The sequence below is a fragment of the Bacteroidota bacterium genome (assembly GCA_016713925.1).
Taxonomy (GTDB): Bacteria; Bacteroidota; Bacteroidia; order AKYH767-A; family OLB10; genus JAJTFW01.
On record JADJOH010000006.1, the window covers coordinates 293,053 to 309,227 of the forward strand.

The following is a 16,175-nucleotide window of genomic DNA, read 5'->3' on the forward strand; positions in this document are numbered from 1 at the left end:
GATTTGACATATGACAAGTAAGATTAATATTTTAAAGAACGATTTCATCTGATTATTATTAATTTTTCTCTACACAGGTGGCTTTTATTTTTTCTTGCAATTACATAGTAAACACCCGGTACAAACTCATTGGTTTGTACACGAATATTTGAATCACCGGAAAGATTGTTTTTAACCATTAATTCACGTCCCCGTATATCCGTTATGGCTATTGAGTACTGTCCATCTTCAAAATCTGATATTTTTATCTCAACACTAAATGATGCCGGATTTGGTTTAATAATCAGGCGAGGAGATATGTTTTTTACTGGGTGGCTTGTTTTTAATATTCCTTGAGCCAGACATACCGCCCCATCATCGTATTCTATGCTATCGTTAAATAATGAGAAAAAGTACCGTGCCCGGAATACCCCTTGTCCACCTTGAAAGGGACATTGGCTGGCAATTCCAAAAATTTGTTCACGATAAGGCACTATACTTTCAATGCCTCCTTCTTCAAAAGCGATTTCTACTTCATTAATCACTTCCTCGTTAATCAGTGGCAATTCATCTAAGTTATCAACTAAACTATTGTAAAATCCTGCCTCAGCTAAAACTTCATTGTTCTCGTAGCGCATCTGCTGTATAACCGATGCATAAATGTTGCGGGAAAGATTTAATGATGTCCTGAACCCTGTAATGACCGTATCGTAATTCATTTCCGATTCTAACTGTAAGTTGAGATAGTAACGGATTGAATCACCAAAACTTTTTATAGTACTGTCCATTGATAGGAGTACCGCCGCCATCGAATCCTCTACCTCACCGTATTCCTGAAGACTCAACCGCGCTTCGTATAAATTATGCAAAATAGGTTCGTTATATATAAAATTCTGAAAAATGATGTCGCTGCCCGTTAATCCTGTATCCCGCATCAATTTTTCATAGAGCATCAACTGCGCAATACTTTGGGTTTCTTCAATGTACTCCACGCTGAGCATACTGTCTAGTGCAATCATTGCCAGAAGTGAAGGAGAACCTTCATCGCCAACATATTCTGACTGATAGCAAGTAGTTGAATCCGGACAGGCATAAGAAGATCCGTTATCAGGAAAGAACACAAACCACCCAGTATTATCTACATAGGGAGCAACAATACTAGTATCTGGATAAGTTGGTATAAATATGCTTGGCAGACTTGGGTCAACGACAAAAAGTGATTTATATACATCGAAAAAACTTGCTGCATTCATATTCACAGCACCATACCATGATGAGTAATTCCCAAGCCACTGATTCCCGGCATGTGTCTGCGTGTCGATCACGGCAGTTGTGTTCAGATGTAATCCCTCCAAATGGCTTTTCATTTTATTACCCCTGAAATTTGTAAAAAGGTTGGAGCTTCCAAAATGAAATCCATAGCCTGTACTATCTACTGAATTACAACCGATCTGACAGGAAGTACTCACCTGACAGGAAAGACCCATTCTCGAGGTATTTGATCTGGTATATCCTGTTACACTATTTTGAGTAATGTTGGCAGAACTACAGCCCAATACTGAAATACCGGTACTGCTGATCGCCTGTTCATCACCCTCATCCAGTTTAATTACATTACACCTCACTTGGGGCGAGGCTACATTTAACAGCTCAATCCCTGCTGTCCCATCTACCACACGAATTTCATGGTTCCAGGCGACTTCATAATTTCCGCTCACACTGTTCTTTGACTCACGTACGGCAATACCCACGCCTGAACTCAACCCATCCACTTTGATGAAATTTCCGGCAATAATGTTGTAATCTGAACCGGCATTATTATAAAACAACGCTCCGTAGAGTGTAGCGTTGATGGTATTATCAGTAACCAAGGCATACTGTCTGTATTTGTTGCCGGAGCATTCTACGCCAGTCCGCACATTGTCCATGATGCAATACTGCAAAATCAAATCACTGTAATTATTATACACACCACGATGACAATTTAAAATGGTTGTGTCAGGATAATTGGCAGGTAAAAGATGCAGATAAGCAGGTGTTAAATTAATATCTCCTTCAATCACTATTGCCGAACCATCTGAATCTGTATGATAAAACTTATCAAACGTAATTCCGTTGAACTTGCAGTTGTGAATTTTCATTAATGTGCGTAAGCCAACAATACCTTTGTTCATCCTGTAAAAGTACGAAGGTATGCCGGCATCTCCCAGATACATCACCGCATCGTTCATATCTATCCCGGCATAGGGGAGTACACCATGTGCAGGTTGACCGGTGTAATTGGGCTTAAAGCTTGAACTAAACATCCCAAAGATAGCTTCTGAAATGATGAGATATCCCGGGAAAGTACTTCCAATTGGTCCGACCACTTTTACACCTCTGACGGAGTTAATTATTTCCGATTGCTCAAGTAATACCTGGCTTGCATCCAACATCTCTGCTCCAATAACAGCATCCTGAATACTGCTGTGATTTCTGGCTTTAAGTTTTGAATCTTGGGTCAATGTAATACCTTGCCACATGGTATCGCAGGAAGTAATTACGGTACTATCTAAATCTAATAAGGCATCACGCGTTGCAATAATATGCGCGCCGGCGGCCGTGAACACTTTGCAATTGACTAAAGTTAAATCACTATTGATCACAAACGACCCTTCCACATAAATAGAGGTATCTGTATAAACTCCGGCATAATTTCCCGAAGAATCACCCGCCAGAAACAATACTGTATTTGAATCTATACAAGCGACACCTACATTCACACAGGTGCTATCTATCAAACTATCTATACCTGAATAAGTATTAAGGCTATCATAGTCGGAAAATAAAATCTTAACTACATTGTAATTATCAACGCAAGCACTTGGAATGTTAAAAAAACCGGTAACCACCACCGTATCATAACCCTGAGCAGGAGTAATAATATAAGGTGGGATTGAGCCGATCAGATTAAAATTGGCAGGCAGTATTTCATCAATGTACACAAAACCGGAATCTGCATTGTTAGCCCTGATTATGATGTAAAAACTCATTGTGTCTCCGGCTTGAATGGAGAATTGACTAGCGATTTTGTCTAGGTAAAAACAATCAAAGCAATTACTTCCCTCAATTAAAATTGATCCTTGATAAGTTGCAGACGATTCATATACAGTTGCGCAATAATCAAGAGCACTAAATACGATTTTTGGAAGAGAATCACTGGTGTATAAGCAAGATGGTATAAGTAATGCTTTTACTTTTATTTCTTGCCCTTCAAAAAAAGCACCATTAGAGAATCCCAAAGAATCCATTACTCCGTCATCAATAGGATAATTACCTGTCGTGGAATTATAAGTTAAAACATCACTTTCAGTATTCGTTTCACTGTTTACTAAGTAAAGAGCCAGTACTCCCATTCCCTGGGGAATACTATCAAGTTTGATAAACGTTGGATATAAGTATCCGCTACCGGTGGAAACAAAATCAGCATCAACAATAATGGTATCACATAAGGAATAGGTACTATATTGATTAGGACTTTTCCCTGAATTGCTCAAATTGGCATTACTTTTTATCAGGGTAATAGTTTGAGAAGTATCATTACAAACGGAATCTTCATCAAAAGGGCTATTTGGAAATCCATTGCAATTCCATCCCGCATGAAAAGTAAAGTAGGAGGTATCAGATAATGTACTATCGCAATTCCTAAAACTGGCACATAGAAGCCCCGTATCTACCTGATTTATAGCGAATAAACTATCAATTGGTATTATTTGCCCGATAGGATAAATAGTGTCAGGGGTGTAGTATACCCAATTATGTAAGAAGGGCATACTTGCGGAATCAGGTATGGCAAGGTAAACATAACTTGCTGTAGAGGAATTTATATCATCTTTGATTTTAGTAGATAAATTTTAATAAATATTTGTGTACAAACCACATTTCCTGTCACATTAATTGTTGTTGGATCGGTTTGTAATTTTAAATTAGGAAGAATCGTGAATATTTGATTCGTTGCGGTAGCTTCTCTTGATATTTCATTTATTGAACAATAGGCAGTATCTACACAGGAAATACTGTTGTTTCCAAATTTAATAATAGCCATTGAATCTTTCGAAACAAGAAAATTAGAATTGCTATCACAGCCTAACGGACTTAAAGTAAATTGAAGTATTCTACGGGTTAAGTTTGATTTCACATACATATTTGTATCTAAAAGTGCAATAGGATACAAAGTATCAGAAATACAAACCGGAGGAGATAAAGTGGAATCATAAATTGTAAAATTACCTATACTATCTATCACATCGAATGCAACCCAATTTGTAAATTTAGCATAAGGGTCATTCATAAACTTAAATTCATGCCTCATTTTTGAACCACTTATATAATAACCGGGAGGTACTTCAATTTCATAACTTTTAGGCCAGAGCATTGGAGGGCGATATTCAAAAGGATACATATTGATTACATCCGGAAAGTTTGCGGAAACCGTATGGGATACTACTGTCAGAAATTTATCACATCCGATTGCCGTATCAAGGACAGAATAATTTCTAGCTTCCTGAGAAAAGAAATAATGAATACCTCCAAAAGTTTCGCAAAAAAACAAGCGATTGTTTGTGTGCGATGTATCCATCAATTGAAATGAAGTATCATTGGGGTTAATAGTAATATTAAGTGAATCTCGGAGTTCTGATACCGTATTAACCATTTGCGGAATGTCGTGATCTTTGTTTTTTTCCGCAAAGCCACATTTTATTTGTTATCTCAGATTTAATCATTGAATTCGACAATGATGGTGAATCATTATTACCACCAATAAAATTGCCACAATTAGCATATCTCACTTTTAATCTGAAACGTTGTCCCTCATAAAATCCTTTAAATGGGTATACTGAATCAAGATAGGGGGTATTTGACCCTAAATTTCCTATAAGTTGATTAAAAGAATCAATACTTCCATCAAAGGTAAATAACATTCGATTTTCACTTTGGAAAATGTCCAAATATTGGGATAAATTTGCTCCACTTACGTTCAATTTATACAGTGTACGTGTACTGGATGTATCTAGTGAGAACCCTTCACAATCAATGCAATTTGCAGGGGTCATAATGCTATCAATAAAAAAAGTGAACTCCAGAGGAAAGGCCTTCATGGTATCGAGTCCGGCAGGCATAATTCTGGATAATTGCAAATAAGGTAATGTAAGACCAATATCTTTTAGTTGGAGATAGCTATACCCATCAGAGGTGGTATCGCCTTCCTGGAAAAATGAGGTCAATTTATCTTCAAGCTGATCACCATAAGAAGAGAAATGTCGGATTAAATCATTTTCATGAGCGGTAAACCAAGGGCTTGGGTTCATGATTTGGACTAAGGAATCATCAGCCAATCCATCGTTGTTTGAATCTTGTAAACCATAGCTAATGCGTTTCATTTTATAGTCCTTGACAATAATGCCCTGGTGCTAAACATCCCGGACAATGAGTGAAAATTCTACTACCTGAAGAGGAGAGAGGAATCCAGGCATGGCATGAAATACCGGTGCAATTTGGAGGTTGCAAATGTGAAGTATCAGTATACGATAAATTCAAACAGTTATCAGGATTAGGGATAAGATGGAATTTTACTTCAAAATCAGTTGCAGCCGGATTACTATTGCAACAAGCCTGCAGATTAAAAATGAACTTACCACCATTAATTGCTCGAAGCATGAGCGTGTCTTCCAAATTAAAATAGAAAAAATAATTTCCTGTGTCGCAAGTAAAAACCGGAATAGAAGCATGATAAAATTCAGGGGTAATAATGATGTTTTTCCCACTATCCACATCAAAATACTGAAAAAACACTTCACTCTCTCTATCTTTTACCACTAAACCCTTCTCACAATGAATGGTAGCTCTCAGCCAGCCGGATAATTTAGGTACTCCTGTATATCCAAATAGTTGGTAATCTACTTGCCTTGCGACGATATTCTTACTTTCAATTTCAAATCTTGCAGAGTCCCCAAAAATAGAACCTGTAGGAACACTTAAATCTGTTATGGAAGGAATGAACTGTAATTTCAAATCCAAATTAAAAGTAGTAGATGCAGTTGTAGGATTAATATTATATAAGTAACCTCCAGGTACAACCAATGAAGCTTGATCTCCACAAACAGTGATTCCTTCAACATTGACACGCCATTGATTAAAAAACTTAGGTTTATTGAGTAATTCTAAATCGTTTTCTTCTCCACATCTAAAAGTGCTAAAGCTCAACCAAACTGTGTCGCCGGGTAAAAAATATTTAATTGAACTCAAAGCCTTTTTCAATGGATAAGGAACAAAATTGGTACACAAAACTGAATCATCCCTTATCATTGTATCTGTAGATATGATACAATTAGAGCAATTAGAAATTATAGAGAAGGTCGAGTATGGGATTAATGTTAAATTTGTAACACTCTCAATATTTAAATATTTTAAATCTATCTTCAATGAATCAATTGCACTCACTCCAGGATTGGTGATAATATATTCCCAATGTAAAAAGGCAGTATCGTTAAGACAGCTTTCATCATTGGTAGGATTGGTTAAAGATGCAGGAGCTAACTCTACTTTTACTTGATGCAGTTCGGAGTTGATGACGCTGTATGATTTAATGTAATTATTTTGACAATCGCTACAAAAGATATTATCTATGGCAGGGGGAACATTACACCTCCAGTTGAAATTGACATTTCTCGTGCACGTATTATTTGTACAAATCGTATCACAATAAATACATAAACTATCAATAGCTAATTCTTCAAATATCAAGGTGTCATTTGAAAATAATGTAATTGGGATTTCGGTTCCCGATGTATATGCAATTGGAAAACCATTTATTCCGACTCTAAAATTAAGAGCAATGGGAGGTAAACTAGCACAATAATGGGAACTATCGTGAAAGAAGCGAACAAGAATATTAGCGGTGCCTGAATTTGTATTTTTATACATAAAAGTCATTTGTATTGTATCCAAATAATTTGCAAAAAAACTGGAAGTGCCAATACTCACTAAATGTGGCTTAAAAACTACAAGCGATGCGGAGGTATCAACATTCCCACCAAATGAATAAATATGACTTAAAGAATCTGTCCAAATTTGAGATAAAGATAGCGTGCTAGTGGTATTTGATGTAGGTATGACCGAACAATCAATATAAATATGATAATAAAGAGTACAGATACCCGTACTATTAATGGTTACTGTCCACCTCCCGGTATTCGTATCCAAAACTTGATCACTGACGGGTACCGATGAACTATCTAAAGAAAAAAGTAACTGAGGATGGTAAATGGAATCAAGGCAACTATTTACAGTTGTATCATTAGAATTTAAAAGAGGCTCAATACTTAACCTATGTAAACTATCTGTTTGAAAAATAGCCACAAATTGATTCTCTAAGCATGCGCCAATGGTCCCATTTGCAGATAAATTTACCGGTATAGAATCGGCTCTAACATAAAACTGAAAAGAAACGAATAAAATAAGGAATAAAGCTTTTTTCATAGCGAAGCACTATTAAAGAGTTAACTTAAAACTATAGAATAGAATATACAAATATATGATTTTAATGGAATTCCCAAATGAAAACTCACGATTACTCAACCCCGCTTTCGGCTTGGTAGTGAGGTGGAACTATTTCTCATAGTTGGAAATATTCACCTGGCCGCCAGCCTCCAACCTTCAGCCGCCAGCAACCAGACTCCAGCTACCAGCTACCAGCTACTAGCGGACTGCCAACAGCCGGTAGCCGGAGGCCGGAAGCCGGAAGCCGGAGGCCGGTAGCCGCATCATCGCGACCTAAAGATTCTTATGTTTAGTGAATATTATTATCGTAAAAAAAAGTAATTTACGAATCACCTTTGCTTGACCGCTCTCCTACAAAATGATCCTTCTCTTCTTTAAAAAGTACATTGAAAGTGGTTAAGCTGCCATAGATGCGGGTGAGGTATTGCTGAAGATTGATTTTATCTTCTTCACTTAACTTTTCACTGGCATTGATGCGCTGTTCCATCACGCGGAGGCGATCGCGCAGCATGATGATTTTATTGAAGAAAACATCCATAGGGATTTCCTTCGGCTGTAGTCCGGCATTGCCCGGCATAAGAATGACCTTGCCTCCCAACCAGCGGTTGCCAATGGGAACAGTCTCCTGTAAATCGCTATGCTTTTTGATGATATTGGTAAAGATCCGCTCCACTTCCGAAAAGCTGATGAGATCGGTATCCGGCTCCATGGCTTCCACGACCTCCAACGCATTGAATGTTTTTGAGACTTCCAAGCGGCCTTTCTCCGTAAAAACGACGGTGTAGGTCTTGGGTTTTACGTTGATGACCACACCTACACCAAATTCGGGGTGGCGTACTCTTGATCCTATGCCTAGTTCTTCTGCGTTCATTTCGATTATCTTTGCCGGGTAAAGTTAAATGGTTTTCTGTTTCATTGTCCCGGAAATGCAATACGTAATGAACCGGTAAAACGTTGCGAAAATCAGATGTTCCTTGTTGCACTTGCAGAAGTCTCTGCGGAGAGATGAGGTAAAATTAAGTTCATTCCCGGATTCCTGTAAGGTTTCCACACCATCATGGTATTAAATATTCATCCCAAGAATCCGGAGCCGCGGAAGATCGCCGAGCTCATCGCTATCCTGCAAAAAGGAGGGGTGGCCATTATTCCGACCGATACGATCTACGCGTTTGTCTGCGACCTGAATCAGTTCAAAGGCTTCGAAAAGATTTGTCGCATCAAAGGTGTCAAACCCGAGAAAGCCAATTTTTCGCTCCTCTGTGCCGATCTGAGTAACATCAGCGTCTATACGAAACCCTTCGACCGCGCCTTGTATAAATTGCTCAACAAAGCCCTTCCCGGACCCTATACTTTCATCCTCGAAGCCAGCAATGAAGTACCCTCCTTGTTTCGTTCCAAAAAGAAAACCATAGGTCTTCGTGTCCCTGATCATCCCATCGTGATGGCGCTCATTGAGCAATTGGGACATCCGATGGTATCCACTTCTCTGCATGATACCGATAGCTTCCTGGAGTATCCCAATGATCCTTATGAAATCGCAGCGCAATGGGAAAACGTGGTGGATGTGGTGGTGGATGGAGGAATGGGGACTATTGTGCCCAGTACGATCATCGACTGCACAGGGGATGAACCGGTGGTGAAGCGGGAAGGTGCAGGAGATGTGAATGTACTCTAATTCCGGCGCATATCAATTTACGGTTAGGTCATAAGATTTTGTATTGCATCAATGCTTTTTGGAACGCAGATCTCGTCACATTCTGCGCCGAGACAAGTCTCGCCGATTTTTTAGGATTTTCGCGGATTAGGTGGGATGAACTTTTTTAGGAGGGTAGCGTATACATAGTCTGAAAAATAATTTTAAATGAATATTCTCATCATCGGAGGCGGTAATATGGGTATTACCTATGCCAAGGCGTTTATCAATTCGCACGTTGTTACCCGGAGCCAGTTAATGATTCTTGAAAAAACCATTGGAAAAACCGATGAGTTGAAGAGCCTCAATGTGGGGGAAGTCTACAATGAAGCGGGTGATTGTGTCTCTAAAGCCGACCTTATCATCTTAGCCGTAAAGCCACAGGATTTCATGCAACTTTCAGAGAGCATGGCGAAGGCGGTCAACAAGAACCAGGTATTTCTCAGTATCATGGCCGGGGTGAAGATCAGCACGATTAAGAAGGCGTTGAATATTGATAAGGTGATTCGCTCGATGCCGAACCTTCCCGCGCAGATAGGGCAGGGGATGACCGCTTTTACGGCTACGGATGCCGTTACCCGTCATGAGCAGGCGCTGGTGCAGAATCTTTTGTCAACCACCGGAAAAACACTTTACGTAGAGAAGGAAGATTTGCTGAATGCCGTGACTGCTGTTTCGGGATCGGGTCCGGCATATGTATATTATTTCATGGATGCGATGGTGAATACGGCCATGCAAATGGGTTTTAATAAATCCGAGTCAGAGCTGTTAGTAATGCAGACTTTTTCGGGGGCGATGAGTCTCTACCAGCAATCCGAACTCAACTGCAAGGAATGGATCGAGAAAGTAGCTTCCAAAGGCGGTACTACAGAAGCCGCTCTCCGCTCATTTTCCGAAAACAAAATCGATGAACGTATCGGCGCCGGTGTCAATAAAGCCCTCTACCGGGCAGTAGAACTCGGGAAGAGTTAGAACTTGAAATTATAGTTCAAACCTTTCTTTTTTTACCACTAAGCCACTAGGGACACTAAGAGACACTAAGAGTCAGGAGGTGGAAATTATTTTTTTACTTCGTTAAAAGCAATTTCGAAAAAGTCGATGAGTTCGTTGGCGGTCATGGTGATGGGGCTGCTGGTTTTTGCGCAGTGGTCGCCGGCTAATCCGTGGATATAGGCTCCGCAGAGTGCTGCTTTCATCGGGGATAATCCTTGTGCAAGTAAACCAGTTATCAATCCGGTGAGGACATCTCCTGAACCTCCTTTCGCCATGCCGTTGTTGCCGGTGGGATTGAAAAATAATTGTCCGTCGGGACAGGATAGGGCGCTGAATCGTCCTTTTAATAAAATGTAGCAGTTGAATTTTTTCGAGAACTCGATTTGTTTTTTAGTGCGTTCAAAAGGATCAGCAATTTTTCCGGCGAGGCGGGAGAACTCTTCGATATGTGGGGTGAGTATGGTTCCGGCAGGTAGGAAGTGAAGCCAGGTTGGATTTTCAGCCAGTATGTTTAACGCATCTGCATCCAACACCATCGGACAATCAAAATCCTGGAGCATGCGCTTGATCACATTGCCTGTTTGCTTGTCGATGCCTAAACCGGGTCCTGCACCAATAGCAACGTAAGTAGCCGGTTTAATAATGGTAGAGAGGAATGTTTCTTCTTCGTCGGGAATGCACATCGCTTCCGGTAATGCCGATTGCAAGGGTGTCACACATTTTGCGGGGGTGCGTACCGTTACCAATCCGGCTCCGCTTTTAAGGCAGGCTCTTGCGGCTAATATCGCTGCGCCGGCTTTTCCATAACTCCCGGCTAACAGCAAGGCATGTCCGAAAGTTCCTTTGTGCCCGAACAATGGACGATAGGGCAGGAGGGAAGTGATGTCATTATTATCAGGAACAAAGGCATAGGCAGGGGACTCAAGAACTGCCTTTACGTCAAGACCAATATCCAGCAACTGCCATTCGCCGGTTTGTTGTTCATATTCCGGATAAAAAAATACAGGGCGGGGAACCTGGAAGGTGAGGGTGGTAGTCGCTCGTACGACAGTCGATAAATCGTCGGTATGTTTATCTCCGTAGAGGCCGCTGGGAATATCAATAGCAACAACAGGGTTGGTTGATGCGTTGATCGCCTGAATGATTTCTGCTGCCATTCCGGACGGAACTCTGTTCAAACCGGAACCGAAAAGCGCATCTACAATAACCGCCGTACCTTCCAGCGTGGGAATGTCTTCAGTAGTTTTAACGTCAACAGCAAGATCTTTTTTTAGTTCCGTGAGCCGTTGATAATTTAGTTGAAAGTCGGCTGATGCCGTTCCTGTATCTTCTACGATATAAACAGAAACTGTTTTTCCACGTTGCCAGAGTATTCTCGCTATAGCCAGTCCATCTCCGCCATTATTTCCCTTCCCGCAAAAGATGGCGAAGGAGATGCCGGGTTCGAAACTCTCCAGCAATCGTTCGGCACAGGCTTTCGCGGCTTTCTCCATCAAATCGTCTGAGGAAATTCCCTGCCGCTCGATGGTTTGTTTGTCGATGAGCCGGACTTGCTCGTTGGAGATAACCTTAATCAATGTTTCAAGGGGGATATGGTAATGCCGGATAATTCCGGAGTGTTCTTCAATGTTTCCCCTTCTCCGTGAATGGTAAAAACTTCTTTCGCTTCACATTCCCTTATAGTACGTATCAGCGATGGCCAATCCGCATGATCACTTACCGGCACAGAAAAATCATAACGCGCGGCTTTCTCTTCCCAACCTGTAGCAAATGCTCTGATGAAATGTTTGGCAGGACGGAAATTAAGCAAGGTTGCAGGAGAAACCAGGTAGATGATATTCTTCTGATTTTTGAACGCCTCCCTTTTATAAGGTTCCCAGGGACCCAGCGAAAAGCCCATGCTCTCATAAACTTTATGATAGGCCACCATCTTGGAATGAATCATCACTCTGTACGATGGAAGATGATCGTTGATCAGGCGGGTGAGGCGTTGTGCTTTGCCGAGATTATAAGCGCCGATAAGCATGTTGAGGCCCTCGTGTTTATTTAGTGAGGCAATGATCTCAGCGGCCGGAGGATGAGTTTTGTCTTGCTGACCAAAAGTGACTTCTGTAATGAACGTATCGCATTTAACTATTTCGAAGGGCTCACAACTTTTATCTTCTTCTCTCTTGTAATCGCCCGAATACACGATGGTTTTCCCATCTTTCTCCCATTTCACTTGTGAAGATCCCAACATATGTCCGGCAGGATGCAGACTCACTTTTATCCCTTCAATGATAGCAGACTCACCAAAGGGCATTTCAAAAATTTTCTTTGCCGGGTAGGTAAATCGTTTACTGATCAACGCCGCTGTACCGGCACTGCAATACACGTTTTCATGACCTTCCACAGCGTGATCACCATGCGCATGACTGATAATGGCACAGCGCACCGGCTCCAGGGGATCGATGTAAATTTCTGTCCCGGGAATACGATAGCCTTTGCTAAGTGCATCAAGAGGTAATTCCACTATTACTTTTTCTTCTTAAAATGTTATCAATTTCCAGCACCTGTGGGATGACCGGATTTTTATCGTCGTTTTCAACTACAAAGGAAGCATATTTTATCCTTTCTTCGGACCTCCATTGACGTGATATGATCTCTTTTATTTCTTCTTCGCTGCGGTGATCCCTTCTTTTCACTCTGGAAATCCTCAGCAACTCCGGGGCATCAACCACAATGACCGCATCCAGTTCTTTATGGATACCCGTCTCTATCATTATAGCAGCCTCCAGCAAGGTATATGGGCTTTTACCCTTATCCTTCAGCCAGGTCATATAGTCATTCATCACGACAGGGTGGACGAGCAAATTCAGCTCTTGAAGCAACTGCTCGTTTTTGAAGACCTGTGCTGCCATATAGGACCTGTTCAGTGACCCATCATCAAAATAAGAGGCAGTTCCCATGAGCACCTTTATTTCCTTCTTCAACCTTTCATCACTTTCCATGAGCATTTTCGCGGAATGGTCAGCATTGTAGACCGGTATTCCCAGAATTGAAAAGAGGTGACAAACAATACTTTTGCCTGACCCGATTCCACCTGTGACACCCGCCCTGATCATGATGATTTTATATTTTTTGCGAAGCGTTTCACGGTAGTAGGTTCCCATCGGATTTTACCGGCCCAATAGGGTTTTCTCTTTAAGCGAACGATAACTTTATCACTGTTCAGGGCAGAGGCCTCCGTAACGAAGGAGAATAATCCGGGCTTCGTGCCTGTAAACTTGCTTAGCGGAACCAGACAAGTAACTTTTACATAGTTGGGAATAAAGACTTCCGAGGCGTACCTGTTGTTGCTGATGATGGGGACCTCCAGACTTATTTCCGTGCCCGGTTCAATGGGGATTAGCAGCCAGCTTTCCTTAGAGGAGAGATGATAATCACCACGCGGTAACTGTAATTTTAATTTTTTGAAGATGTCTTTCTCTGCATTTTCGAATACAACACTTTCGGTATAGATGTCTTTCATCTCATCCGGAATGGGTGTTGACGAAAAGAGGAAGACGCTATCGGGATAAAAAACATAGGGACCGGATTCCAGAAAGAGGGCTTAAATTTTATTCGGAAATTTCCTTTCACGGCCACTTTCTTAGAGAAAGATTTATTACCCGAAAGAAAAAATTGTTTGGGGTGAATGCGCGTGATCTCTATTTCTTTTCCGAACTCCCGCATCAGGGGCCAGACGGCATCCATGGAAGACATCACGGTATCCGTGGAAAAATTGGAATTTTCGAGCGGCCTGATTTTATAGCGTTTGCTCACCTTCATGAACTCCATCAATGTAAAACCCCGGGCCTTTACATCTATTTCTAAAAACTCAGGTATCTGCGACGTTGCTCTGTCTCTGAATTTCAGATCATAACTGACCGGTATTCGCACGGTCGTAGCATGACTGTTGTTCAGAGAATTCAACACCCAGATACAGGTTGCCAGAACAAAGCAAATCAGGAAAGTAACCGATGATTTGTTGCCTCTGCCAAAAGAGAATATGTTTTTTAACGCTGACACTTTGGGACTAAGTTACCGAAAGTGCTTCAAAGAAAACGCCTCACTTATTTTTTTACTTCCTCCGGGGATGAATATTGTTTGGTTGCGTCGGCTGAAATAGCGGTCTTTTCAATCTTCACTTTAACATTCTGATCAATTTCGAGCGTAAAGGTTTTGTCCTGAACTTCCAGAATTTTGCCATGTACCCCACCGATAGTCACCACTTTATCACCTTTTTTAATACTCTCTTTAAAGGCTTTCTCGAGTTTGGCTTTCTTCATCTGAGGACGAATCATGAAAAAGTAAAAAACAACGATGATCATAAGGATCATCACCATTTGTTGCATGGCACCTCCGCCGGCTGCCTGGAGTAGAATAGATAAATTACTCATTTTTATGGGTTTTAAGGGCTATATATAGATTTGGTTGTTTGGTAAAAGTTAACGGTAGTGACTCTTATTGAGCCTCCTTAATATTCTTCTGAATGACTTCACCACTGATGGTGAGCACTTTTGTGGTCGGTTGGGTATTGGCCAAAATGGTTATATCCTTCACAATCTGTCCCGCCATACCGGCACTTCTGAAGGTCACTTTAATATTTCCTTCATCACCGGGCTTTACCGGATCCTGGGTATATTCAGGAGTGGTACAGCCACAGGAACCTTTTACCTGAGAGATGATTAAATCTGCATTTCCGGAATTCTTAAACTTGAATTCATATTTCACTTCATCGCCGGAGTTGATGGTCCCAAAATCATAGTTGGTCATTTCAAAGCTGAAGGCAGGAAGCGGATTTTCACGCTGTTCCCCACTGGCAGATGCCGGGTTATTGACGATATCCGGTGATACCCTCATCTCTCCGTTTTCCTTTTCTTTTTCGGGATTAGAACAGGCGCTCAGCAGGATACTGCAGGTCACTACTAAAAGAAATATTTTTTTCATTGTTCTTCGATTTATTCTACAAGTCCCCGACCTGTTTTTTGAATTTTCCCTTGTGTTTTTAATTCAATCACCAATTTATCAATCACACCATTGATGAAGGACTTACTATTTGGGGTACTGTAATCTTTAGAGATGTCGATGTATTCATTGATGCTCACCTTTACCGGAATGGTAGAGAGGTTCAGAATTTCGCAGAGCGCCATTTTCATCAGGATAATATCCACGAGAGCAATCCGGTCGGCATCCCAGTTCTTGGTTTTATCAGCTATCAATTGCTGAAAGTAAGCGTCATCACGAATGGTTTTCTGAATCAATTCCTGCATGAATTTGGTGTCGTCCTCCTGATCTTTAAACAGGGGTAGCAAATGAAAACTAGTTGCACCTTTCGCGCTTTCATATGTTTTTACTACCATCGACTCCACCAGATCCAGACTTTCTGCCCAGTAAATATTTTTTTCTTCCAGGAGATGGGAAATAAAATCCGTAGTACTGAAGAGTTCTTTGAACAACCATTTCAGGAATTTACTTTCCTGTTCTGCAGTATGGGTGTCGGAAACAATAAACTCCTGATAAGCATCTTGCTGTCGGAGATGAAAAAAAGCCTTCTTCACGATGTCAATATCATTCTGCCAACTGATTTTTCTTTTCTTTACTTCATCTCTCAGCTGCTTGTTCTCTTCAATCCATTGAAGGAAGCCAATACTTTTTAATGTAGATGCAGCGGTTTTCCGTTTACCTGTGACCATCGAAGCAGGCATATCTTCATAGTACATGTACTCCTGATAGGCGAGTTCGTTAAAAAATTGTAAGATGGTGAGGTAGAGTTCGAAAATTTTCTCTGTTCCATTCAGTAATTCCTGTTCGGAGCGACGGATGTCTTTCTGTTCGGATTGATAAAAGGCATATAATGCCTGCATGACGCGTATGCGCAGATGCCTTCTACTTAACATGGAATACAAGAACGGTGGGTTATATTTTATAAAGGAAGATTCAATAATTG

15 protein-coding genes are annotated in these 16,175 nt (G+C 40.9%); 2 read left to right on the forward strand and 13 right to left on the reverse strand.

From position 1 onward, the window contains the following. Positions 1 to 44: 44 nt before the first annotated feature. From IPJ86_07660 to IPJ86_07680, 5 genes are all read right to left on the reverse strand, one after another. The gene (locus IPJ86_07660; GenBank protein ID MBK7887167.1) at positions 45 to 3,791 is read right to left on the reverse strand and encodes a T9SS type A sorting domain-containing protein; all 3,747 of its coding nucleotides are present in this window, start codon (positions 3,789 to 3,791) and stop codon (positions 45 to 47) included. 50 nt (positions 3,792 to 3,841) lie between these two features. Further along, positions 3,842 to 4,672 (reverse strand): hypothetical protein, encoded by an 831-nt coding sequence (locus tag IPJ86_07665; GenBank protein MBK7887168.1) that lies wholly within the window; start codon positions 4,670 to 4,672, stop codon positions 3,842 to 3,844. Further along, positions 4,665 to 5,399: a hypothetical protein gene (locus IPJ86_07670; protein MBK7887169.1), complete on the reverse strand. Its 735-nt coding sequence runs from the start codon at positions 5,397 to 5,399 to the stop codon at positions 4,665 to 4,667. Before IPJ86_07670 ends, IPJ86_07665 begins: the two co-directional genes overlap by 8 nt. A gap of 1 nt (position 5,400) precedes the next feature. After that, a complete protein-coding gene (locus IPJ86_07675) occupies positions 5,401 to 7,497 on the reverse strand; it encodes a hypothetical protein (GenBank protein ID MBK7887170.1) in 2,097 nt (698 codons plus the stop codon). Between the two features lie 343 nt (positions 7,498 to 7,840). Further along, positions 7,841 to 8,389: a hypothetical protein gene (locus tag IPJ86_07680; GenBank protein ID MBK7887171.1), complete on the reverse strand. Its 549-nt coding sequence runs from the start codon at positions 8,387 to 8,389 to the stop codon at positions 7,841 to 7,843. Between the two features lie 186 nt (positions 8,390 to 8,575). Between IPJ86_07680 and IPJ86_07685 the strand changes: the two genes are divergently transcribed. Both IPJ86_07685 and proC read left to right on the forward strand, forming a co-directional pair. Continuing rightward, positions 8,576 to 9,193: a threonylcarbamoyl-AMP synthase gene (locus IPJ86_07685; protein ID MBK7887172.1), complete on the forward strand. Its 618-nt coding sequence runs from the start codon at positions 8,576 to 8,578 to the stop codon at positions 9,191 to 9,193. A 186-nt stretch (positions 9,194 to 9,379) separates the two neighbouring features. Further along, entirely contained in the window at positions 9,380 to 10,183 is an 804-nt protein-coding gene (proC, locus tag IPJ86_07690; protein MBK7887173.1) for a pyrroline-5-carboxylate reductase, read from the forward strand. Between the two features lie 86 nt (positions 10,184 to 10,269). On the opposite strand, the gene IPJ86_07695 is transcribed toward proC, so the two are convergent. From IPJ86_07695 to nusB, 8 genes are all read right to left on the reverse strand, one after another. Next, positions 10,270 to 11,781, reverse strand: a complete 1,512-nt coding sequence (locus IPJ86_07695) for an NAD(P)H-hydrate dehydratase (protein ID MBK7887174.1) — start codon at positions 11,779 to 11,781, stop codon at positions 10,270 to 10,272. After that, positions 11,778 to 12,716, reverse strand: a complete 939-nt coding sequence (locus IPJ86_07700; protein MBK7887175.1) for an exonuclease — start codon at positions 12,714 to 12,716, stop codon at positions 11,778 to 11,780. The genes IPJ86_07695 and IPJ86_07700 overlap by 4 nt, the downstream gene beginning before the upstream one ends. Continuing rightward, on the reverse strand, positions 12,700 to 13,356 hold the full coding sequence (locus IPJ86_07705; protein MBK7887176.1) for a dephospho-CoA kinase: 657 nt from the start codon (positions 13,354 to 13,356) through the stop codon (positions 12,700 to 12,702). Before IPJ86_07705 ends, IPJ86_07700 begins: the two co-directional genes overlap by 17 nt. Next, on the reverse strand, positions 13,305 to 13,715 hold the full coding sequence (locus IPJ86_07710) for a hypothetical protein (protein ID MBK7887177.1): 411 nt from the start codon (positions 13,713 to 13,715) through the stop codon (positions 13,305 to 13,307). The genes IPJ86_07705 and IPJ86_07710 overlap by 52 nt, the downstream gene beginning before the upstream one ends. After that, positions 13,712 to 14,254 (reverse strand): hypothetical protein, encoded by a 543-nt coding sequence (locus IPJ86_07715; GenBank protein ID MBK7887178.1) that lies wholly within the window; start codon positions 14,252 to 14,254, stop codon positions 13,712 to 13,714. The genes IPJ86_07710 and IPJ86_07715 overlap by 4 nt, the downstream gene beginning before the upstream one ends. A gap of 44 nt (positions 14,255 to 14,298) precedes the next feature. After that, positions 14,299 to 14,625 (reverse strand): preprotein translocase subunit YajC, encoded by a 327-nt coding sequence (gene yajC / locus IPJ86_07720; protein ID MBK7887179.1) that lies wholly within the window; start codon positions 14,623 to 14,625, stop codon positions 14,299 to 14,301. A gap of 64 nt (positions 14,626 to 14,689) precedes the next feature. Next, the gene (locus IPJ86_07725; GenBank protein MBK7887180.1) at positions 14,690 to 15,175 is read right to left on the reverse strand and encodes a DUF1573 domain-containing protein; all 486 of its coding nucleotides are present in this window, start codon (positions 15,173 to 15,175) and stop codon (positions 14,690 to 14,692) included. 11 nt (positions 15,176 to 15,186) lie between these two features. Then, complete coding sequence (gene nusB / locus IPJ86_07730) at positions 15,187 to 16,125, reverse strand: transcription antitermination factor NusB (GenBank protein ID MBK7887181.1); 939 nt, start codon at positions 16,123 to 16,125, stop codon at positions 15,187 to 15,189. Positions 16,126 to 16,175: the final 50 nt, after the last annotated feature.